At 30.0% G+C, this 22,126-nt stretch carries 21 protein-coding genes; 7 read left to right on the top strand and 14 right to left on the bottom strand.

Going from position 1 to position 22,126, the window contains the following annotated elements:
- Window positions 1–5: 5 nt before the first annotated feature.
- From CIGN_RS04800 to CIGN_RS04825, 6 genes are all read right to left on the bottom strand, one after another.
- The gene (locus CIGN_RS04800; RefSeq protein WP_086302519.1) at window positions 6–1,427 is read right to left on the bottom strand and encodes a Mur ligase family protein; all 1,422 of its coding nucleotides are present in this window, start codon (window positions 1,425–1,427) and stop codon (window positions 6–8) included.
- Complete coding sequence (gene estV / locus CIGN_RS04805) at window positions 1,427–2,158, bottom strand: EstV family lipase (protein WP_086224297.1); 732 nt, start codon at window positions 2,156–2,158, stop codon at window positions 1,427–1,429. The genes CIGN_RS04800 and estV overlap by 1 nt, the downstream gene beginning before the upstream one ends.
- A gap of 1 nt (window position 2,159) precedes the next feature.
- Window positions 2,160–2,378 carry a prevent-host-death protein gene (locus tag CIGN_RS04810; RefSeq protein ID WP_086224296.1) on the bottom strand — a complete coding sequence of 73 codons (219 nt, stop codon included), beginning with the start codon at window positions 2,376–2,378 and terminating at the stop codon, window positions 2,160–2,162.
- Between the two features lie 99 nt (window positions 2,379–2,477).
- On the bottom strand, window positions 2,478–3,515 hold the full coding sequence (locus tag CIGN_RS04815; protein ID WP_086302521.1) for a D-alanine--D-alanine ligase: 1,038 nt from the start codon (window positions 3,513–3,515) through the stop codon (window positions 2,478–2,480).
- A 9-nt stretch (window positions 3,516–3,524) separates the two neighbouring features.
- Window positions 3,525–4,076, bottom strand: coding sequence for a Holliday junction branch migration protein RuvA (ruvA, locus tag CIGN_RS04820; protein WP_086238846.1), 552 nt, complete (start codon window positions 4,074–4,076; stop codon window positions 3,525–3,527).
- Entirely contained in the window at window positions 4,073–5,911 is a 1,839-nt protein-coding gene (locus CIGN_RS04825; protein WP_086302523.1) for a flagellar assembly protein A, read from the bottom strand. Before CIGN_RS04825 ends, ruvA begins: the two co-directional genes overlap by 4 nt.
- 114 nt (window positions 5,912–6,025) lie before the next feature.
- Between CIGN_RS04825 and CIGN_RS04830 the strand changes: the two genes are divergently transcribed.
- Window positions 6,026–6,589: a CheB methylesterase domain-containing protein gene (locus tag CIGN_RS04830; protein ID WP_086227150.1), complete on the top strand. Its 564-nt coding sequence runs from the start codon at window positions 6,026–6,028 to the stop codon at window positions 6,587–6,589.
- Window positions 6,586–7,383: a CheR family methyltransferase gene (locus tag CIGN_RS04835; protein ID WP_086302525.1), complete on the top strand. Its 798-nt coding sequence runs from the start codon at window positions 6,586–6,588 to the stop codon at window positions 7,381–7,383. The genes CIGN_RS04830 and CIGN_RS04835 overlap by 4 nt, the downstream gene beginning before the upstream one ends.
- On the opposite strand, the gene CIGN_RS04840 is transcribed toward CIGN_RS04835, so the two are convergent.
- A complete protein-coding gene (locus CIGN_RS04840; protein WP_086297406.1) occupies window positions 7,368–8,564 on the bottom strand; it encodes an MFS transporter in 1,197 nt (398 codons plus the stop codon). The genes CIGN_RS04835 and CIGN_RS04840 overlap by 16 nt on opposite strands.
- A gap of 213 nt (window positions 8,565–8,777) precedes the next feature.
- Here CIGN_RS04840 and CIGN_RS04845 point away from each other — a divergent pair, with 213 nt between their 5' ends.
- The gene (locus CIGN_RS04845) at window positions 8,778–9,824 is read left to right on the top strand and encodes a dehypoxanthine futalosine cyclase (protein ID WP_086229111.1); all 1,047 of its coding nucleotides are present in this window, start codon (window positions 8,778–8,780) and stop codon (window positions 9,822–9,824) included.
- Window positions 9,825–9,862: 38 nt separating this feature from the next.
- On the opposite strand, the gene CIGN_RS04850 is transcribed toward CIGN_RS04845, so the two are convergent.
- Both CIGN_RS04850 and CIGN_RS04855 read right to left on the bottom strand, forming a co-directional pair.
- Window positions 9,863–10,456, bottom strand: coding sequence for a 4'-phosphopantetheinyl transferase family protein (locus CIGN_RS04850; RefSeq protein WP_086302527.1), 594 nt, complete (start codon window positions 10,454–10,456; stop codon window positions 9,863–9,865).
- A complete protein-coding gene (locus CIGN_RS04855) occupies window positions 10,456–10,788 on the bottom strand; it encodes a hypothetical protein (protein WP_086302529.1) in 333 nt (110 codons plus the stop codon). Before CIGN_RS04855 ends, CIGN_RS04850 begins: the two co-directional genes overlap by 1 nt.
- A gap of 165 nt (window positions 10,789–10,953) precedes the next feature.
- On the opposite strand from CIGN_RS04855, the gene CIGN_RS04860 reads away from it, so the two are divergent.
- The 3 genes from CIGN_RS04860 (at window position 10,954) to CIGN_RS04870 (ending at window position 12,759) form a co-directional block, all read left to right on the top strand.
- The gene (locus CIGN_RS04860; protein ID WP_202819619.1) at window positions 10,954–11,217 is read left to right on the top strand and encodes a hypothetical protein; all 264 of its coding nucleotides are present in this window, start codon (window positions 10,954–10,956) and stop codon (window positions 11,215–11,217) included.
- On the top strand, window positions 11,192–11,479 hold the full coding sequence (locus CIGN_RS04865) for a hypothetical protein (RefSeq protein WP_086231985.1): 288 nt from the start codon (window positions 11,192–11,194) through the stop codon (window positions 11,477–11,479). Before CIGN_RS04860 ends, CIGN_RS04865 begins: the two co-directional genes overlap by 26 nt.
- Before the next feature lie 173 nt (window positions 11,480–11,652).
- Window positions 11,653–12,759 (top strand): AMP-binding protein, encoded by a 1,107-nt coding sequence (locus CIGN_RS04870; RefSeq protein ID WP_086302533.1) that lies wholly within the window; start codon window positions 11,653–11,655, stop codon window positions 12,757–12,759.
- Between the two features lie 346 nt (window positions 12,760–13,105).
- Here CIGN_RS04870 and CIGN_RS04875 read toward each other — a convergent pair whose 3' ends face one another.
- From CIGN_RS04875 to wecC, 5 genes are all read right to left on the bottom strand, one after another.
- Entirely contained in the window at window positions 13,106–14,125 is a 1,020-nt protein-coding gene (locus CIGN_RS04875; RefSeq protein WP_236844740.1) for a CgeB family protein, read from the bottom strand.
- Window positions 14,126–14,300: 175 nt separating this feature from the next.
- Window positions 14,301–14,957, bottom strand: coding sequence for a DUF6270 domain-containing protein (locus CIGN_RS04880; RefSeq protein ID WP_086302537.1), 657 nt, complete (start codon window positions 14,955–14,957; stop codon window positions 14,301–14,303).
- Entirely contained in the window at window positions 14,950–15,465 is a 516-nt protein-coding gene (locus tag CIGN_RS04885) for a glycosyltransferase family 4 protein (protein WP_086302539.1), read from the bottom strand. Before CIGN_RS04885 ends, CIGN_RS04880 begins: the two co-directional genes overlap by 8 nt.
- Window positions 15,466–15,467: 2 nt before the next feature.
- Entirely contained in the window at window positions 15,468–19,487 is a 4,020-nt protein-coding gene (locus tag CIGN_RS04890; RefSeq protein WP_086302541.1) for an FkbM family methyltransferase, read from the bottom strand.
- A 10-nt stretch (window positions 19,488–19,497) separates the two neighbouring features.
- Window positions 19,498–20,706, bottom strand: a complete 1,209-nt coding sequence (gene wecC, locus CIGN_RS04895) for a UDP-N-acetyl-D-mannosamine dehydrogenase (RefSeq protein WP_086302543.1) — start codon at window positions 20,704–20,706, stop codon at window positions 19,498–19,500.
- A 260-nt stretch (window positions 20,707–20,966) separates the two neighbouring features.
- On the opposite strand from wecC, the gene wecB reads away from it, so the two are divergent.
- Window positions 20,967–22,103, top strand: coding sequence for a non-hydrolyzing UDP-N-acetylglucosamine 2-epimerase (gene wecB, locus CIGN_RS04900; RefSeq protein WP_086302545.1), 1,137 nt, complete (start codon window positions 20,967–20,969; stop codon window positions 22,101–22,103).
- The last annotated feature ends 23 nt before the right edge of the window (window positions 22,104–22,126 follow it).

Here is a 22,126-nt window from a genome sequence, read left to right on the forward strand (position 1 = left end):
TAAATTTATATAAAACTTGGCGCATCATTACTAAATAAAATCAAATCTCCACTTATTGTATGTTGCGCTAAAAATTCACTCATCTTAGATTTGTCAAATAGACGCACCACTTCAGGCCTAGTTAAATCTAAAACCAGCTCAGACTCATTTAACGCACTTGTTATTACTACAATATCAAAGACTTCGTTTATTACCTTTGAAAGCTTGCGATTTACTCCGCTTCCACCCTCAACAATTCCTGGTGTTAACAAGATTTTACGCCCCTTAAATTCACTCACCAATCTATAGCTTGCTATCATTCCTTGCAAATTTCCATTAAAACTATCATCGATTATAATCTTGCCACCAGCATCAATTCTTTGAAGCCTATGTTCTACACTCTTTATGTTATCTAAGCTTAAATTTTTAACCCCAACAGCACTAGCGGCCAATAATGCAGCTCCAAGGTTATAACTATTAAATTCGCCAAGTACTTTAGCACTAAAATGGCTCTTTTGATTATTTAATGTCATATCAAACTCAACCCCATCAAGACTACTTTTGACCCCGCTAATTAGTTCATCGTAAATTACTGCTTTGCCTTGTAAATTTGTAGAACTATGAGCTATACAAGTAGCTAGACGGTTTGAATTTAATGCTTCAAGCTTAGCAGTTCTTACTTCATCAAGCGAGCCAAAATACTCTAAATGTGCCCCACCAATCTGCCCAATCACCACAATATGAGGATTTATAAATTTAACAATCTCATCAATATCACCGCGCAACCTAGCCCCAGCCTCAACAATATAAATCTGGCAATCACTTGGTAAATTTTCATTAATATCACGAATAATTCCAAGCAATGTATTTACACTCCGTGGAGTTTTATGAGTTTTTAACTCCTTGCTAGCTATATCATAGATAAAATTTTTAATACTTGTTTTGCCAAAACTTGCCGTTACTAAAATAATTTTTAAATCACTCATTGAATTTAGCTTTGTCTTAGCGATTTTTTTGTATCTAATAGCTATAATTTTTTCACTCAAACCGCTTAAAATCAATGAAAAAATAATACTAAAAATTGTATGATAAATAGCATTTTGGCTATATGGGCAAAGAGTAAATAATACAAAACCAGCAATCAAAAAAGCAAAATACCGCTTCACTCTAGCAGTCATTACAACCCTCTTATCCAATCGATACGCCCACAAAGCTAAAAGAGATATATAAATTACTGCTAAGCAAATTTGATAGACATAATGCCAGCAAAACGCCATTATAAATAGCGGTAAAACGATAAAATATATATGCCACATCGGTTTAGTATAGTGAAAAATCACTCGCTTAATTTTATAACTAAACCACTGCAAAGCGCTAATTAAATAGTATCCAAGTGCCATAGTAAAACCAAATTTAGCAATAGTTGAGATTACTAATTCTATAATCATTATCGATCCTTTTTAGTAGTTTCAGTTATGATTTTAGCAATGTATTTACTATGCTGCAAGAAAAAGAAATGATCACCATCAAGTGAATAAAATTGACTATTTTTTATTAATTTAGCTATATTCTCTCCGCTACTAAGCGGCGTAGCATCATCGCTAATCCCCCAAAAAATAAGTGCGTTACTGTTTAAACTAGCAAAAATATCGCTAAAATCTTCATCTACGACATTTTTAAGCGTCTCGTACATTATTTTACTCATTCCACTTATATCCTTTGTAGCAAAAATTCGCCAAAATCTTCCCAATCCAATACTCTTTAAAATCTTAAAAATAGCAATTTTTGCTCTCACGCTAAAGCGTTTTTGTTTAATTATTCCAGCACTACTAAGCAAAATCAAATATCTTGGATTTAACAGTGCTGCTATCTTTCCACCAAAGCTATGACCCATAACTATCTCAAACTCAATTCCTAAACTACGAATAAATTTGCTCACGATATTAGCATAATCATTAGTACAAAGCGGTGCTTCTAAAGTACTACTAAGCCCAAATCCAGGCAGATCTAAATATACACAGTTAAATTGATTCAAATATTTACTAAATGCTCTTTTCATCAGCTCTTTATTTGCTCCCCAGCCATGCAAAATCAGTATATTTTTAACTCCATTTTGCCCTATTATTTCATAGCTTAGAGAATATTTTAATCCATTATATTCTATCTCTTTTATCGCCATTTTAGCTCTCTTTTTTTCTATTATAAATTGCTTCTAGCAGCGTTACGGCCTCGCTTAGACGCTCATACTCTTCCATATTTATCATCACCGCTTCAAAGCGGTTATTTTTGACGATGAAGGCACGCTTTTTTTTAGCCTGTGAGATATCGTTTAAAATCGAGCTAAAATTTCGCACCATCTGTGTGGCAGTATAAATTTCATCTTTGCTAAACTTTGCCATCGATGCCCCTTTATGTAGAATTATACATAAAATTATACATAAATTTAACTTTAGTAGTGATGAATTAAGCAGTTAGAGCCTTAAATCAAGGCTCTAAAATTAGGCTAATTTGCCCTTATTACTAGTAATCGAGTGAATATATTTATAATCAATTGGGATTTTTTTCTCTACTTTTATATTGCTTGCAAGTCTAGCTAAAGATGCGCTAAAGTCGCTAAATAAATAGTTAGCCAAACTACCCGGATTTGGGTTAATCTCATTTAAATAAACCTCATCGCCAATAACAAAAAAATCACATCTAATAAGCGCTCCATCAAATCCACCGCCAACATAAATCTTACTAAAGGCTTCTTTAATCTTATCTTTTAGCTCTTTACTAATATCAGCCTCATTTGAGCTTGAGCTTGCAAAGCTCATATATTTTTGCTCAAAATCTAGCATTTTGCCTTTTTTAGGCTCTTCGATAATAGATAGCTCGAGATTTTGCCCTACTCTAAATCCGGCTAAATTAAACTCCCTAACTCCATCTATAAACGGCTCAACTAAAATCTCACCATCAAATTCAAATCCAACATCTAATGCATAATCAAGCTCTTTTTCATTGCTTACAACACTTACACCAATACTACTGCCAAGATGGGAAGGTTTTAGAATGTATGGTAATGGTAAATTTGGCTTTTGTTCCCTACTAATCACCTCATATTCTAGCGTTTTAACTCCGCATTTTAGTGCTAATAATTTAGTCAAAACCTTTGAGTAGCTCATTACGCTTGCTTCAAGTCGTGGGCCAATAAATTTAAGTGAATAAAACTCAAACATTCCAGCTATTTTACCATCTTCGCCATCGCAACCATGAATTAAATTTATATAACAATCTACGCTAATTTCTTTAACTCCAAATATTCCATGAGTTACAAATCCACCATGCCTTAGATAGAGTTTTTTACATTTTTTATATTTTTGAGAGCTAAAAAAATTTGCTCTCATATCGCTTGGATTGATTAGATAAAACTCTCTATTAGCATCAACAAATATAAATTGTAAATCTGCTTTTAGCGCTTTTTTGATTGCTACAGCAGAAACAATGCTAATCTCATGCTCCCAGCTTGCCCCACCAAAAACTATACCATAATTCATCACTATCCTTTAAGCCAATATTTTAAGCGCCTCTTTAATTAAAGAGGCCGTATCATTGCTAGTGCATTTAGCTAGTGCAGCACTTATTTTATCACGCTTAAAGCCTAAACTCTCTAGCGCCATAAAGGCCTCGCTACTACTACTGCTAGCACTACTTATCTCGACTAATTTTGCATCACTCAACTGGGCTATTAATGTTCTAGCAGTTTTTGGTCCAATCCCTGGAACTCGCTTTAGTACAGCATCATCCCCATTTATAACAGCAGCGCTAAATTCATCAGGATTAAGAGATGAACAAACCGCCATCGCAGTAGAAGCACCAATACCATTAACTTTTAAAAGCAGTTCAAATATTCTTTGTTCACTCTCTTTTAAAAATCCATATAATAAATTTGCATCTTCTCTAATAATCTGCGTAATATATAACTCTATATTTTCTCCCTTTTGCAAAGCTGCACTAGTAAATAAAGATATATTTACTCCATACGTGATTCCAGCGCACTTTATCCAAAGCTGAGTTGGTTCTTTTTTTGTAATTAACCCTTCGATTGCCTTTATCATATCTCATTTGACCTTTTTATCTCATATCCATTCACGCCAGCTTTGAGAGTCATTACTCTAATAATCTCATTCTCTTTAGTGCTGTATTTTATATCAATTGGCGGTTCAATAAGTTTAAATTTAATCTCATTTAACTCAGTCCAACGATCCCTATTTATAATTTTAGCATTAAAGATTATACTCTCCATACTTACTAATTCATCTTTTAGTGTTGCTAATTCTGATTGCTTAGAATTTATGCTTTTTAAAATTTGATTATACTCAGCTACCAATCCTTGAAAATCTTTTAATTTTTTCAAAAATGCAGCTGGTGGAGTAGTGCCTTCTTGTCTCATTTGCATAAGACGCTCTTTTATCATATTGATAGAATGTTTATTACTATCGATTATATTTCTTTTAAATTCAAGCTCTTTTGGAAGTGCTTTTAATTCATCTTCTAAAACTTTCATTCTTGCGCTATGAGCGGTTATATCCCCATTTGCATTTAGTACATTCTTAACATCAACAATAAATTTATTATTATCACCTTTTAACTCTTCAAGACTAATCAATGCTGAAGCTTTTAGCGTTGAGTTTGAGTGCAAAGTCTGTATATATATCTCATCGGCTTCTATATCTCCACCTAAAACACGATTTAGATGAACTACCTTGGCTCGCACTTTGCCACCTTCTAATCTATCTATGCGAGCCTCGTCACACTCTAAAAATCCCATATGTAACGAGATATTTGCATTTTGCGCATATATCTTTGATTGGGCGTGAGTATTGCCCTCAATTACTACGGTTTTAGCCTTTATAACTGCATCAGGGCCTACATTTCCACTAGCTCTTACTTCGGTAGTCTCAACTTTCATTCCAGCACCAATAGCATCTTTTAAGTAATTGCTCTCCTTGACATTTATCTTTACATCAGATGCTAAATCGGTAGTAATCGAACCGGTTGATTTTAAATTTATCGCATTTACATCTAATTCTTCTTTAATATCAAATTTATTATTCTCTTCACTTACATAACCGCTTTTTAAAGCGATATATTTGATACAATCTACAACCTCATCTACTTTAATATTTGGTCCAACGGTTATTTGAACCTCTTGGGTAGTTTTTGGATCATCAACTGGAATTACTTGGCCTTTTAGATTTTTACCATGTTTACCACGTATTGGTTTTAGGTATTCCATTATTAAATCACCTTCTAAAACACTATGTAAAAATCCCCTATCTATATCTCTTCTGCCTTTGGTCTTATCATCACCAGTATCTTCTTTGCCATTATTTTTATAGTATTTAATTAGCTTATCATCTGTAGATGGTTCTGGTTCTACTCCAGTAGCAATTACTATAGTTTCAGATTTATCTATTATCTCTTTGATTCTTAAGATTGAGGCTAATTTGGATATTTTTTTTCTAAAACCATGATCTCTAATACCGATTAAAAATCCAGCCTTTAGCATCTTTTTATATATTGCATTTACTAGTTCTTTTTCAAATGTTGGTGTATACTTTGCTAATGTATCTTCTTTTATCGTGACAGCAACCTTGGTACCAGTTCGATTGGCTCCTAGACTAATTTTAGGTAGGTGAGCCCTACTCTCTTTTCTAATATCATAAAATTTAACCTTATAAGATTGAATGATAAATAACTTCTCATCGACAAAAAATGCATCATCATCAAATATACTCATATCAGTAGCTAAAGCCATATCGCTTTGTGGGTTATTTTTATAGCTGGTATAAATCTCTAAAATATCAAAATCTAAATATTCTGGCGGTACTCCCATACTTCTAGAAACGGCATTAAAATCATCAAAAGGGTTCTTGCTATCTTCTACCATCTATAAAACCTTGTGAATTACTTTTTTAAATTTAGCAATTATAGCTAAAAAAGATAAAACGGCTTTTAAGCCTAAATATATTATACTTTTAAAATCTAATTTTTGGAGTGTGATTTGAAACAAAAGCTAATTTTAATCGGTGCATCCACTGGTGGTCCAGGTCATCTAAAAAAGCTTCTAACTGGTATTACTTTGCCATCATATGCCTCCATTATTATCGCTCAACATATGAGTAAAAATTTTGTTGGCTCTTTTGCTAATAGGCTTAGCCAAGAGCTAAACTCAGAAGTTGAGTTGCTAAATAATAAAGTAACACTAAAAAACAAAATCTATATCTGTGAGCAAAATAGCATTATTTTAAATTCTCAAATCCCAACTGCAAATATTGATCAAAGCGGAATTACTACTACATATAATCCAAATGTAAATATGTTATTTAAATCGGCTGTACCAATTTGCAAAGTAATTGATGTAATGGGAATACTGCTAACTGGCATTGGCGATGATGGTGCTAGTGGATTAAATGAACTATATAAAGCTGGTGCAAAATGTATAGCAGAAAATGAGCAATCAGCTATAGTTTATGGAATGCCTAGGCGTGCTAAAGATATAAATCCAAATTTAGAAATTGCCAATTTAGATATGATTAGAACAAATTTGCAAAGGTTTATCATATGAGCGACTTTGAATGCAGTATTAATGATCTTTTAGAATTTATCGAGCTAACTAAAAAATATAGCGGCAATGATTTAATAAGCAAAAAAGAGATTGTAAAAAATAAAATAGCTCATTTTGCCAAACATAAAAAGATAGATAGTATGCATACCTTGTGTGGCAAATTTCAGCATGATAAGATCTTTAGACAAGAACTTTTAAATTTAATAACCATAAATGAGACATATTTTATGCGTGAGCTAAACCAGCTAAACTCAGCTATGCAATATGCCAATACTCTAAGCATAAGTGGTAATACAGTTAAAATTTTATGCGCTCCATGTAGTAGCGGAGAAGAGGTGTATTCGCTTGGAATTTTAGCTAAAACCATTGGAATTGATAAATACCGCCTAAAAATCACTGGAATTGATATAAACTCTAATATGATTCAAAAATGCAAAGAGGGAATTTATAACGAACGATCAGTCAAAAATATTAGGCAATCTCAAAAAGAAATATATTTTAAAAAAGTCAATTTTGATTATAAAATTAAGCAAGAACTAATGCCAATGATTGAATTTAAAACTATAAATATATTTAATGATTCACTCTTTGCACTTGGGCAGTTTGATATTATTTTATCTAGAAATATGATGATATATTTTGATGAGAATTACCGACTTTTAACTATTGAGCGATTTGCCAAAATTTTAAAGCCACATGGGCGAATTTACTTTGGTAGTGCTGATTTGGTACCATACTGCGATCTATATAACAAAATAATAGATCTATCAGGTACATACTATGAAAAGGTATAACGCCTATATAGAATAAAATAATACAAAGCACCAAATAAAAATATAACTGCCATTAAAAAGGTAATCATCGCTAAACTGATACCACTTTCATAAAGTATCCCAATCATGAAGGATATGGTAGCAGATGCCAAATAATATACCATATCCTTATAGGCTATTACTCTACCATAAAATCTCTTATCGCAGCTATTTTGTAACATTGTAAAAGTATATGACCATAGTGTAGATGTACAAAATCCAGCCGCTACCAGTCCAATTAACCCTAAATAATAATCAAACTGCAACACAGCCCACAACCCAATACCTAAAAATTCCCCAATAAATAACCATATCAGTGTTTTATTATCTATAAATTTGCTCAAAATCATAGGCCCAACTACTAAAGAAATCGCCCTAGTCATATTCATAAAACCAATTATAAGAGAAATACTCATAATCTCCTTATATTGATACTTTGCCATTAATGCTACTAGATTATCATACGCAGTTACCCCAACAAATGAATGCAAAAATATTATATGCATTAAAACTGGATTTGCTCTTATATACCCTAGCCCATCTTTCATCATATTAAAAATATTTTGACTAGTTGTTTTAATAACTACTGGTGCTTTAAGCCTACTAATAAGCCCTAACCCCACAATATAAAGTCCAAAATCAAACAAAAATGACGCCTTTATCCCAAAATAGTGGATAAAAATCCCAGCTAACCCCATTCCAGCAGTATATGAGACTGCCCAAATGATAGAATGAATCTCATTAGCTAATTTTAAATTTTTTTTAGTCATCAAATTTGGTAGTAGACTCATCTCAGTTTGAAAATAGACAACCCCAACACCCATCCGCACAAAAATGATAATAAAAAGCAGCCAAAGCAACGAAATATCATCTATAAAAATCAGCATAAAAACAGTAATAATCTCTATAAAAAGCATAAACATCATTAATTTTTTAGGGCTAAATTTATCCACAATAACACCATTTATTGGTGCTAGTAATACATTTGGGATAAATGCCATTGCAGCAGCTAAAGTAATAGCCCACACAGGTGCATCAAGCTCAATAAGCAAAGCAAAAATCCCTGTATGAGAAAACCACATACCAAAATAACATATAAACTGCACTGAACTTAATATTCTTAAATTTGGCTTATATCGAAGTAAAATATAATATTTTTTCAATTATCAACCTTGTTTTTATTATTTAACCACTTTAATTTAAAGCGCAATAATACATATTTACAAATAAAAAAATAATAAAATACAGTAAATAGCATTAATGAGACAGCAAGAGAAGTTTTGATTTTCTTTAATTACGCTCTCTTTACAATTTTAATAAGCTTGAATTTTGCCAGTTTTTGATACAATACGCTACAAAAATTTTAAGGAAATTAAGTGAGTAGATTAAGTGTTGATGAGGCTCTAGACCTTATCAAAAATGGAGATTTAAGAGAGCTTGGAGAGTTAGCCAGTGCTAAAAAATTACAGCTACACCCTGAAAAAATTACAACATTCATTGTCGATAGAAATATTAACTACACCAATACCTGCTGGGTTGATTGTAAATTTTGTGCCTTTTATAAACATGTTAATGAAGAGGATGCTTATCTACTAAGCTTTGATGAAATCGATCGCAAAATAGATGAATTAATTGCAATTGGTGGGACTCAAATTTTATTTCAAGGTGGCGTCCATCCAAAATTAAAAATACAATGGTATGAAGAGCTAGTCTCTCACATTGCTACAAAATATCCAAATATTGATATCCACGGTTTCTCAGCTGTAGAGATAGATTATATCGCAAGAGTCTCTAAAATTTCGATTCCAGAGGTTCTTTTAAGATTAAAAAATGCTGGATTATACAGTATTCCAGGAGCTGGAGCTGAAATTTTAAGCGATAGAGTTCGTGATATCATTTCACCTAAAAAATGCTCTAGCAGCACCTGGCTAGAGGTGCATAAAGAGGCTCATAAAATTGGTCTAAAAAGTACAGCAACAATGATGTTTGGTACAGTTGAGAGCGATGAAGAGATTGTAGAACATTTAGATAAAATCCGTACTCTTCAAGATGAGACTGGTGGCTTTAGAGCGTTTATTTTATGGAGTTTTCAATCAGCTAATACTAAGCTCATTGCCGAGCATCCCCACATCAAAAAGCAATCACCAAATAGGTATCTACGCCTACTAGCCGTATCACGACTATTTTTAGATAACTTTAAAAATATACAAAGTAGCTGGGTTACACAAGGCTCATATATAGGACAATTAGCCCTTAAATTTGGAGCAAATGATCTTGGTAGTACAATGATGGAAGAAAATGTTGTAAAAGCAGCAGGTGCTAGCTATAGAATGAGTCAAGCCCAAATGATAGAGCTTATCAAAGATATTGGCGAATTTCCAGCTAAACGAAATACAAATTATGATATTTTGGAGAGATTTTAATCTCTTCTTTGTTAAATTTACCAATAAATTTAAAAATTTTAAAATATTGCAACACTATAAATAAAGCTTTTATCGCTACATTTTACAATCTCTACAAAAGCTCCCAAACTCTCATCGCTAGCCATATCAAGCGCATAAAATCCTAAATTTAAAAGCTTTACCCTAGCCTCTTTTAATGTCCAAATTTTATAAAATTCAATCAGTTGATTTTTAGAGTTAGCAACCCTTAATCTTTGTTCTTTACTAAAACAAAAATCTATATGGGCGCTAAAATTTCTATCTTTTATCAACTCTAAATCTACCCCTACCCTAGCAGTACTAATAGCCAAAATAGCACAATTATCGCTATGGCTTAATGAGGTATAAAGTGGTATATTTTTAATATTTTTATAGTTTTTTTTAAAATAAATTTTTAAAGACCTAGAGATTTTAAATTTGCTATTTTGAGCCAAATTTGGACTATTTCTAAGCTTTATTTTATCGCTTAGACTCAAATCATCATAACTATAATTATCAAATTTATCACTAAAAAGTAGTAAAATTTCCCCATCTTTTAATTCAAAATTATCCAAATTTAGCAAATCAAATCGCTCAAATTTATCTAAAATAAATTTAAGATACCAAATTTTCATTACTTAATCTTGCTATTATAAGTAGCATACAAAAGAGTAAAATATGCTAACAAAAACATACACAAAGCCGTACTAACTCCAAAACTAAACACTGCATAAGTATTACTAAAACCAAGCATTCCAAAAGATATAATACTAGTTAAACTAGCCAAAATAATACCAAAATATCTCTCACGCAAAGCCAAATTTAAATTACTAGCAAACAGCACATAATCCACCCCAATAGTACTAGCTAAAATAAATCCAAAAATGGTAAAAATATTAAAACTAACCCCAACTAAAAGCATTATAGCAACACCTACAAATGTCCCAAACAATATAATCCCAACCATCACGCACGCCCTAGCAAAGCTAAAAAAGAATAAAAATATCCCAAAAGCGCATACATAAGCTAGAAGTTTTAAATATATTGCATACTCTTTTGCTAAAGTATTATCTCATCAAATATTAAAAATCCACCACTAAGCCCACATAAAAAGCTAAAAATAATGACAATAATGAGCAATTCATCTCCATCATGTAGCAGCACAAAGGGACTAATGGGGCATACGCTTGGTGCTGCTGGTGCATTAGAAGCTTTAATCTGTGCTAATATTATAAATCAAAGCCTACAAAACAATCAAAGCCAGCTACCACCACACTATTATGATGGAATATATGATAAAGAGTTGCCCAAAATTAATCTAACTAAGCTAAATACAAATTCAAAAATCAAAAACTGCCTATCAATCTCATTTGCCTTTAACATTTATCTCTTTTAGTGGTGAAAGCAAGCAGTGCGTAAATCTGCTTAAAACATTAAAAGATGATTTTATATATCCTACTACTTATGCCTTAGGCTTGTTTTTAGATAAAAATGCTGGACGAATTTGCTCACTTGAGTTTAATCAAAATCAACCAAAAAATTTGCAAATTTACACAAGTGCATTTAGCCTATTAAAAGCGTTAAATAATAATTTATGCTCTAATTGGAATATAGATTCTACTCTTAGATGGAGCTGGACTTTAAATGATAGTAATTAGAATTTTATTTGGATTATATTTTTTATTTTAAACGCACTTATATCATTTATTTTGATATTTTTAGATGATAAAATATATTGGACTTTATATTGTGGTGTAGTTAGCTATATTTTAATTGGAATATTATTTGGTGCTGAGATTTTGTATAGAAATTTTATTTTACAGGTAGAGTAATGAGAGAGATTTTTAACCCAAATTCAACTTTTATATCTCAAAATAAGATAAAAAGCTTTGATGAATTTTTAGAAGATGTATCTAAATTTGCAACATATAATAAATTCGATGAGATTGATATATTTATATATGATGGATACCTATTTTTAGTAGCATTTTTTGGCTCTATTTTATCTGGTGGCAAGCCATATCTTTTGCCATATTATTATTCTAATAATTCTAGACCATTTATTGATGATGAGGTAGTTAGTAATATTTTAACTAGAAACATCGAGTCAAAAAGTTCTAAAATCAAACTAAATTTAAATTCAACCTTTTATATTCAAACCTCAGGTAGTAGCGGAGAGCGTAAAAATATAGAAAAATCAATTGATCAAATGGTCAAAGAGGGTGAGTTTTTACGCTCATTTTTTAATATCAGCAATACTCATACATTTCTCTCAAGTGTATCTCATCAGCATCTTTTTGGCCTTACTTTTAAGGTTTTTACAGCTTTAATTAGCGGCTGTAAAGTCTATACACAAAACTTAACATATCCAGAGATTTTAGCTCAAAATATTGACCTTTGTAGTGCTGATGATGAATTAATTTTAATTAGTTCTCCAGTACTTTTAGAATCGCTATCTAAGCAAAAAAATATGAGCCAATTTAATAAAATTAAAATGATATTTACAGCTGGGTCAAAACTCAATCTAGATATATTAAAAAGCCTACAAAGCAAATTAAGCGCTACTATAACTGAAATTTATGGCAGCAGTGAAACTGGTATAATAGCCTATGGTGATGGTGAAAATTTTAAAGCTTTTCCTAGTGTTGATATAAAATGCGATGATAAAAACCGTCTAATCATTCGCTCACCATGGCAAGATTTAGATAATGGATTTATATCTAATGATTGCGCAGAATTTAACAAAGATAGCTTTAAAATTATTGGTAGATATGATAGAATAATCAAACTTCACGACCGCAGAGTAAGCCTAGATGCTATAGAAAATCTCATCAAACAAAGCCCGATTATAAATACTGTAGTCGTAGCACAAGATGATAGATACAAGCGTTTAGCAGCTATTTTAGTTTTAAGTGATGAGGGAAAAAAGCTATATTAAAATAAATTATTTTTTAAGCATCAATATAAGAGTAAAGATCTTTTATGCAAATTTATAGTTCTATTTTAAAACAAAGTTATTAAAATTTTAATAAATTAAATTTTATTTTAATATTTATATACTAACCACTTCTGACTTACAACTTCAAATACAATCTCTAAACAAAAATAGTCTAATCGACTATTTTTAACATTATTTTCTACATCTATAGTTATAATTTAGCAATAATTAAATAATTACATATACTTTAAAACAATAAAAACATATCAATATTAGATAAAATTTTTAATTACTAAAAATAGACTAAATTAACTTTTATTTCTTTGCCTATGTATTATATAATTAACTAAATAATTCCTACTATCTCTTTTATATATTCAAGTCTATGTTTCCAAGTAAAATTATTAGCTATATATTCTGCAGCAGATTTTAATTTATCTTGAGTATGTTTATCAAGGCCAAATTTGTTAATCTTGTATAATAAATCTTGCAATTCATATTCATCTTTAAATGAATAACAATAATCTTTAAAATATTTTTGAATAGCCGGAGTATCATTAGTGATGGCTATTCTCCCACATGCTAATATCTCAATTAGCCGTCTTGAAAACATAGTTGGCGAATTTTCAATAGTATTGACATTGAGAGATATCAAGTAATCTCTATATATATCGGCAGTTTCTTTATAGCTCACCGATGGAAAAATATTAACATTATCTATATTGGGATACCTGTAAATATTAGATTTTCTCTCAGAATTTCTATCATAAACATCTAATCCAAATATTTGTGATGTTAATTTAAACATCATGTCTTGCCATCGTCTTCTATTGTCATGGATATGAGTAGAATAACTACCTACAAAATTAGCCCTATTATTTGTAATATTAAAATCTGTAAAATAATGAAATTTAGGCTGAATAGCAAACATAAGCGTATTAACCGGAGTTGAGCTGCCAACAATAGCCTTGTATCTATCAATACAATTCTCATCAACAGTAAATATATAATCAAATAATTTAGCACTATTGATAAATCTATCGAAATGTACGCCATCTTCTTTATTCCAAAAAATAGTTGGAATTTTTAAGTCCTTAGCATATTCTACTAACTTTTTTAATTGATTATTATTGCGTTCCAAAAATCCTAATTTCTTAATTAAATTTATAATTTTTTTTAATTGTTTATTATTGCATTTAGGGTAATCCGGATATGAAGCTATTTTGTATTTCCATAGATTATCATACCCAAGCCAAGCAGATTCTACAAATAAAATATCTGGCTTCCACTGCTTAAATATATTTTTATAGTTACACATTAAGACATTAACCACACTAATACCATCTTCGGCAAATAGAGAGTCCATAGTGAGTTTATCTGAAATTAAAGCTATTTTCATGTAAAATCCAATTTATAAATAATAATGCCATCATCTTATATTATAATAACCTATTATTATAAATAATTTATAACTCACAATAAATTATAATATCTATATTTATTTAATTTTTTTTAATTGCTCTATTGTTGATTGATAAAACTCATCGCAGTAATGGTATGGCGCCCCCCCCCCATTTATGATTTTCATCGCAATAAAAGAGATTATTATCGTAGGTTATAAATTGGCTTTTTGGTATATATTCTCTTATCTTTTCATACATTTTAGATAGAAAAGCATTTGATTGCTCGAGATAATCTTGTGATATTAAATTTAAATTATTACTCCAAAAAACTTCATTTATATATATTTTGTCTAGTTTGTTTAAGGCTTTTAAGATACTTATCAGTCTTGAAAAACCCCTAAACCATAAATTAAATTTCTTTTCATGGTATCTATTAAGTAGCTTAACATTATTTTTTTGTGCGTTTTTATACTCTGCAGAGTAGGTTAGCATAGAGCCATCTTCATTTAAAACTAGATGAAATCTCTCTTCAATCAAATCCACAAGCAAAATATCAAATTCATTATTTTTAATATAATGATAAAAGCTCTTATCCATATCTTGTAAAACCATCTGTTTTTGAAATTTCGATTCTATAGAATTTATAACTTCTAAATCCACACATGGTTTTGAAATTAAAGAGGCAAAACTGCTTCTAGCAAAGTGCCCTACTAACTCAAATGAGTTATCTTTATCATATTCCAAAGCATCACGACTCACACAAGAGCCAAATATAAGCAATTTGCTTTTACCCACTTATTAACCTCAATTCTTTTAATATAGTTTGTTTAAATCCGCTTTGAGTTTTAACTCTATTGTTCCCTGCTTTTGATAGTTTTAAGAAGGCGTCTGGATTATGATATAGATACTCTATAGCATCTGCTAAGGCTTTAGGATTTTCTGGTTCTACTACAATAGCACAGCTATTATCTACAAACTCAGGTATAGCAGCTACATTAGTTGTGATAGCTACTAATCCACTACTCATAGCCTCATCTCTACTCACACCTTGAGAGTCCATTCTTGTAGGAGTTAGAAATATTCCATAATTATCATGATATGACTTTATCTCTTCTTGAGTTAAAAATCTTTTTTCTATCTTTACATTATTAAATTTTTTCAAAGGCTCTGTAGTCTCATCAAATAGATCCCCATCCCCCACAAAACAAAACTCCAAATCATTAAAAAATGGCTTTTTAGATAGTAATTCAACAGCTTTTACTGAGATATCATTCGCGTAAGTACGCGAATGATATGGTCTTATAGTTAAATTTTTTTACGCAAATTAGCTGATTTTTCTTTATACAAAAATATATTCTCATCTATATAATTGTGTATGATAGAGTATCTATCTGTTTGTAAATTTAAACCCAAATCCCCTAAGCTCTCATCTTTAAAATGCTCGCTAACAAACACAAAATGTAGATTTTTATTTGGTTTATTGATTATTTTATGCCACAACTTTACTCTATTAGCACTCAGTCTTTTTTGTCTATCTATCTCATTAGGATTAAGTCTTTCAAACTCATAGGCTCTTCTTTGCCATACTTGTATCTCAGCACCATGAATCCATACTATAACTTTTATTTTATCTATGAATTTTTCAAGTACTTTCCACATATTAGAGTCAATCATATGGACTAAAACCTTATCATAATAACCCATATTTAAGGTGTTCTCTAAAAGAGTAGAATCTCCACTAGCTACATCTATACCTTGAAACTCTCTAAATGGTTCATTAAATTGATTGTTTATTCTAAATATATCTACTAAAAAATTCGAATCTTTATAAGACCTTACTCTGCTATGTAAAAATCCATATTTATATAGTTCATCATAGCTTGGGTATTGTTTTGATAGGATTAGGGTTTTTGATTTTGGTAGTAAGGTGTATGGATTTAAAACCAAGTTATCTAAGATCAATTTTTCTATTTGAGCTTTTCCACCTCCAACTAGTTTTAATCCAAATTTAACATATTCACACTCGTTAGGAATAGTTATAGTATGTTTTTCATTAGCTTTAGTAATAGTGTGAGATATCTTATCGCCATTTATATCTTGAAATTCAAATACAGTGTATAAGTTTTCTAAAGTAAATGTTGAGATAAGATAAATTGTGCTATTTGTAACTAAATTTAGCTCTTCTTTGGTAAAGGCTTTATCAAAGTATATATATTTATGCTTTTTTGTAGATAGGTTGCTTTCTATTATTAATTTATTATTTGATAGATTAATATTTAGATTTGAAGATGAGTTATGCTTTAATAATTCATATAATCTATCAGATGGTATGTTAAATAGATTATCATCATTATAGATTTGGATTCTAGGCGGTATTTTATCAACTATAATAGATATGTTTTCATCAAAGCATATCCCACTATCAGCTATTAGAATATCTTGGATATAGGTTTGTATATCGTTAGTAGATGCTTTAATTCCATTTTTGCAATAATTAAACTCATCTATAGATAGCATATTTTCAAATTTTATGGTGTTAGTTGTGATGATATTTTCTAATTCATCATTGCTTAAATTACCAACTTTAAATAACGCAGATGTAGTATATAGATTGCTAGTATAGTTATATCTATATTGTTCGTTATTTAATTTTATTTGATTGTTAAATTCATAATGACAGAATTTCCCAATAGCATCAAATTTGCTATATTTAGTAGCAAGAATAATATCATTTATATAGTTTTTCCCATAGTAATCATTTGGGTCAAATAGACCAATAAATGAGTTGTGATCGTTTATAGCTTTTAATGCCTCTTTTATATTTTTAAATATATGAATATTTTGTTGTTGATTTTTTATATTATTTGGACTAATGATAAATAGCGTTTTATTTGGGTAGGTTTGGCTATTAAACATATCTAAAATTCTATTATATTCATCGTTTGTATTTACAATGGATAATATAATTGTATTTATAGTTTGGTTATTTGCGTTGTGATTAAAAACTTTAGATAATATAAATGAAAGCCTATCATAATATGTATGTTCTTGCATTACTTTTCTAAGGCCAAGCAATCTAAATTTTTGATAGTAGAGCTCATCATCACATATAGGCTTAAGTCTGCTAACTATCTGCCCCTTATCATCTGATGATATAACTAAATCACCAAAAAAATTTCTAACACCCCTAGAGAAATTACTAACAACAATAGTATTTGATGCCAAAAGCTCAAATACTCGTCTAGCAAACATAGTTTGAGATTGTTTAATAGTATTCATATTTATGCCAAATTTATAACCTTTATAGGCTTTATCAATCTCGGTTGGAGATAATTTACCTAAAATCATAGGCTTAAATTGAGATGGAAATGTATAGTGCGGATGCGGATTGTCAAAATTTCTATCATAAATTTCTATATCTTTAAAATCTTTAACAGAGTTTATTAGCGTGTTAAAATCTATCTGTCGTTGCGGATATCGTAGATAATATGAACCGGCAAAATTAAAAGCATCTTTTCTTTTATATTTTTCAATAGGATTATGAATATCTGGTTGAGCAGCAAATGGCAAGAGATAGACATTGTTGTGTTTGAGATGGTATTTGTATATTCCAATACAATCAATATCGGTAGTAAAAACATAATCTACTATTTTTGCTACATTTAAAAATGTATTAAAATGTACTGGGTCTTCTTTATTCCAAAAGATGGTTTTTATTTTATTATCATTACAACATTGGATAAGCTCTATAAGCTCTTTTGAGCAGTTGCTTATTTTAGTCGCCCAAGAATCATCTTTGCCTTTCCAAGCAGATTCTATAAACACCATATCTGGATTAAAATTCGATATCTCATTTTTCCAGTTATTTAATGTCAGTTGTAATAAATCGCACTCATATTTGAATGAATTATAGGTGAATTCATCCATAATGGCAGCTATTTTAATCTTTTTTATATCATCTATGTGATCTATATTTTTTTTGGTTTTAAGATCTATTTTATTTTGTGTAATGTAATTTATATTTTTACTTGTAGATTTTATGTATGATTTATATTTTCTATATTCATTATAGATATTAAATGGGAGCTTTATAAAGCCTTGAAATGATTTAGTAGATTGGATAAGGGCATGCCCTAGCCTAAATGATAACATATTTTTGATTCTATAAATTTCATCATCTTTTTTGGATATAGTTTCTAATAGCTTTTTATTTCTAGCTTCCATGCCTTCGAAATTTGTTTTTAACTTTTCAATGCTATTATTGAGAGTTTTATTTTTGGTTAATACGCTATTTTTATCTTGTAATTCTTTTTGATATCTAGACTTCATGCCAATGAAATTTGTTTTCATTTTGTCAAAGTCATTTTCTAAAGTTTCGATTTTGTCTTCTAATTTAGATTTTTCATACTTAATCTTTAATAATTCTTGATTTTTCTCATCTTGAATACTTAAAAAATATTCTTTTTCTTTTTCTAGGGTTTCGATTTTGTCTTCTAATAATTTTATGCTTTTAGTAGATAAATCTATCACTTTATTAATATCATTTTGATGTCTTTTACTGTAATTTAATGATTGTTTGATTCTATAAGACTCAAATATCTGATGATTTAAACTATTAGTTAAAATATCTTTTTCACAAATAGTTTCTTTAGGTAAAAATAGATGAGTAGGCGTAGCATTAAAAGTATCCCAATATACATAATTTAAATCATTTAATATATAAGATATATTTTTAAAAGAATCCATATTGATTACTTCGACATAGAGCAATGGTCTATCTTTGGCGATTAGGTTTTTAGCGCCATTTAGAACATTACACTCCATCCCCTCAACATCTATTTTTATTACTGCTACTTTTCCATGGAAATCTACATTATCTAAAGGAATAGTAGGTATATCGCCGTCATTTGAAATTTCTAATGATTGACCGCCGAGATTTGCTTCATCAAATGTTACAAATTTAGCCTTAGAAACTGAGTCCGAAACTGCAATATTATAACATTTTATAATATTTTCAAATTTGTTAAGTTTAATGCTATTTATCATTATGTCAAATAATATAGAATTTGCTTCAAATGAATAAACAAAAAGATTATTTGCAACAAAAAATAGAGTATGATTGCCAATATTTGAACCAATATCTAGTATTATATCATTAGATTTACATCTACTTATAATATCTTTAAGCATTATCAATTCATATGGTTTAAGCTCTTCATAAATCTTTTTTTGTATGTAGTCGGTATCTTTATTTGGTAAATACATCATGTATTGGATACCCCCCCCCATATCAATATTCACAACATCTCTATTATCTATATTCATACTATTTTCCTTACAAATTCACAAAATCTACAATTTTGTTTGATTTAAGTCCTATAAATTCATTATGTTTTACAAGGGCTACTATAACATCACAATCTTTTAATGCTATATCTAATGAAGTTAGATGAATGTTATCTTTGTTTAATTGTTTTGGTAGAGATTTTATATTTGGCTCAACTGCGTAAATTTGAGAATTTGGAATTTGTGATAACTCCTCTGTTATCAAAACAGCTGGGCTCTCTCTTAAATCATCAATATTTGGTTTAAATGCAAGACCAAGGCAGGCTATTTTTGGATTTTTTATATCTTTTATTTTTTCTTTTATTTTAGATATTACATATTTAGGTTTAGAATCATTTACCAATCTAGCCGTCTTTATAAGTTTAGAGTATTCAGGCACACTGCTACATATAAACCAAGGATCTACTGCTATACAATGGCCTCCTACTCCACATCCAGGTGTCAAAATATTTACTCTAGGGTGTTTATTAGCAAGTTTTATAAGCTCCCATACATCAATATTAAGCTTATCGCAAATTAGTGATAACTCATTAGCAAAAGCTATATTTACATCTCTAAAACTGTTTTCAACTAACTTGCTCATCTCTGCTGTTTTAGCATCTGTTTGTAATACTTCACCCTTGACAAAGCTCTTATAAAATAGAGCTGTTTTTTCTGTAGCTTCTTTGGTTATACCGCCTACTATTCTATCGTTATAAACTAGCTCTTTCATTATATGTCCTGGCAAAACTCTCTCTGGACAATGAGCTATAAAAACTTTATCTATATTGATTTTATTATCTTTTAATATATTAGCTATCATATCTGTTGTCCCAACAGGTGATGTTGATTCTAATATTATTATGTTTCCATCTTTTATATAAGGAAGTATGGATTGTGTGGCGGCTGTTACATAGTCTAAATTTGGAGTAGGAATATCATCATTATTGTGATGAAATGGAGTTGGAACTGCTATTATAAATACATCTGCCTCACAAGGCTTGGTATCAGCTTTTAATTTGCCAGATTTTACAGCATCATATACAAATTTATCCAACTGGGGCTCTACTATATGTATTTTACCTTCATTTATAGTATTAACTGCGTTTTGATTGATATCAACACCATGAACTACATAACCATTATTTGCTAAAAGTGCAGCAGTAGGTAGTCCTATATAGCCTAAGCCTATTACGCAAATATTTTTTACTTTTTCCATATTAATCTCCTTATTTTATATATTATTAGGTTTATAAGTTTTGCTGCAAATAGGCAGCTATTTTTTCAGATGCTGTTCCATCACCATAAGGATTTATAGCGTTTGACATTGTTTTGTATATATTTAAAAATATTTTAATAATATAATTGCTATAATTTTTAATTTAAATATATATATGCAGGGGGGGGGTAGAGACATTTGTTAAATTTCTATTTTCCACATCTATATAATTATTTTAAATATTTTTTAAGGTAGAATCAATGAAAAAAATATTGGTTGTATTTGGAACTCGCCCTGAAGCTATAAAGATGGCACCACTTGTTAAAAAGCTTAGCACTATTCCTGAGTTTCAAACAAAAGTATGTGTAACAGCCCAACATAGACAAATGCTTGATCAGGTTTTAGAATTATTCGATATAACTCCTGATTATGATCTTGACATAATGAAAAGGGATCAAAATTTAGTTGATATTACGAAAAATGTTTTATCTGGCATAAATGATGTTTTATTGGATTTTGCTCCAGATATTGTACTGGTTCATGGTGATACTACCACTGCAGCAGTTACTAGTTTGGCGGCATTTTATAATAAAATAAAAGTAGCCCATATTGAAGCTGGGCTTAGAACAAACAATCTCTACTCTCCATATCCAGAAGAGGCAAATAGGCAGATAATAGGAGTTTTAGCTAATTATCATTTTGCGCCTACAAGAATTGCTATGGAAAATTTAATTAGAGAAAATAAGCCTACTAGCAATATTTTGGTTACTGGGAATACTGTAATAGATGCTTTATTATTTATATTAGATAAAATTTTGCATAATGAAAAAATTAAAGATTCTATTTTAAAATCACTCAAAAATGAGGGCTTTATTTATAATCAAAATAGAAAACTTATTCTTGTAACAGGTCATAGAAGAGAAAATTTCGGTGATGGATTTATAAATATTTGCAATGGTTTAAAACAAATTGCTTTAAATAATCCTGATGTAGATATTTTATATCCGGTGCATCTAAATCCAAATGTTCAAACACCTGTAAATAACATATTAAGCGAAATTCAAAATATCCATTTAGTAAGTCCATTAAAATATGAAAGTTTTGTATATATGATGCATTTGTCGCACTTCATTATTACAGATAGCGGTGGCGTACAAGAAGAGGCTCCAAGTCTAGGTAAACCAGTATTAGTAATGAGAGATACCACGGAAAGGCCTAGTGCTTTGATAGCTGGCACCATAAGGCTAGTTGGCACAGATATTACAAAGATAACTCAACAAGCTCAAATATTGCTAGACAATGAAAGTGAATACAAAACAATGTCAAACGCTATAAATCCTTATGGTGATGGAACAGCATCTGAAAAAATAGCTGCCTATTTGCAGCAAAACTTATAAACCTAATAATATATAAAATAAGG

The sequence above is a fragment of the Campylobacter devanensis genome (assembly GCF_002139915.1).
GTDB classification, from domain to species: domain Bacteria; phylum Campylobacterota; class Campylobacteria; order Campylobacterales; family Campylobacteraceae; genus Campylobacter; species Campylobacter devanensis.

Excerpts from the sequence above, each read along its gene's own strand:
- CIGN_RS04875 (WP_236844740.1), bottom strand. The coding sequence starts at position 14,125 with ATGGACTCTCTATTTGCCGAAGATGGTATTAGTGTGGTTAATGTCTTA.
- CIGN_RS04835 (WP_086302525.1), top strand. The coding sequence starts at position 6,586 with ATGAGCGACTTTGAATGCAGTATTAATGATCTTTTAGAATTTATCGAG.
- CIGN_RS04850 (WP_086302527.1), bottom strand. The coding sequence starts at position 10,456 with ATGAAAATTTGGTATCTTAAATTTATTTTAGATAAATTTGAGCGATTT.
- CIGN_RS04825 (WP_086302523.1), bottom strand. The coding sequence starts at position 5,911 with ATGGTAGAAGATAGCAAGAACCCTTTTGATGATTTTAATGCCGTTTCT.
- wecC (WP_086302543.1), bottom strand. The coding sequence starts at position 20,706 with ATGGAAAAAGTAAAAAATATTTGCGTAATAGGCTTAGGCTATATAGGA.
- CIGN_RS04870 (WP_086302533.1), top strand. The coding sequence starts at position 11,653 with ATGAGAGAGATTTTTAACCCAAATTCAACTTTTATATCTCAAAATAAG.
- CIGN_RS04855 (WP_086302529.1), bottom strand. The coding sequence starts at position 10,788 with ATGGTTGGGATTATATTGTTTGGGACATTTGTAGGTGTTGCTATAATG.
- wecB (WP_086302545.1), top strand. The coding sequence starts at position 20,967 with ATGAAAAAAATATTGGTTGTATTTGGAACTCGCCCTGAAGCTATAAAG.
- estV (WP_086224297.1), bottom strand. The coding sequence starts at position 2,158 with ATGGCGATAAAAGAGATAGAATATAATGGATTAAAATATTCTCTAAGC.
- CIGN_RS04800 (WP_086302519.1), bottom strand. The coding sequence starts at position 1,427 with ATGATTATAGAATTAGTAATCTCAACTATTGCTAAATTTGGTTTTACT.
- CIGN_RS04810 (WP_086224296.1), bottom strand. The coding sequence starts at position 2,378 with ATGGCAAAGTTTAGCAAAGATGAAATTTATACTGCCACACAGATGGTG.
- CIGN_RS04890 (WP_086302541.1), bottom strand. The coding sequence starts at position 19,487 with ATGAATATAGATAATAGAGATGTTGTGAATATTGATATGGGGGGGGGT.
- CIGN_RS04860 (WP_202819619.1), top strand. The coding sequence starts at position 10,954 with ATGAGCAATTCATCTCCATCATGTAGCAGCACAAAGGGACTAATGGGG.
- ruvA (WP_086238846.1), bottom strand. The coding sequence starts at position 4,076 with ATGATAAAGGCAATCGAAGGGTTAATTACAAAAAAAGAACCAACTCAG.
- CIGN_RS04815 (WP_086302521.1), bottom strand. The coding sequence starts at position 3,515 with ATGAATTATGGTATAGTTTTTGGTGGGGCAAGCTGGGAGCATGAGATT.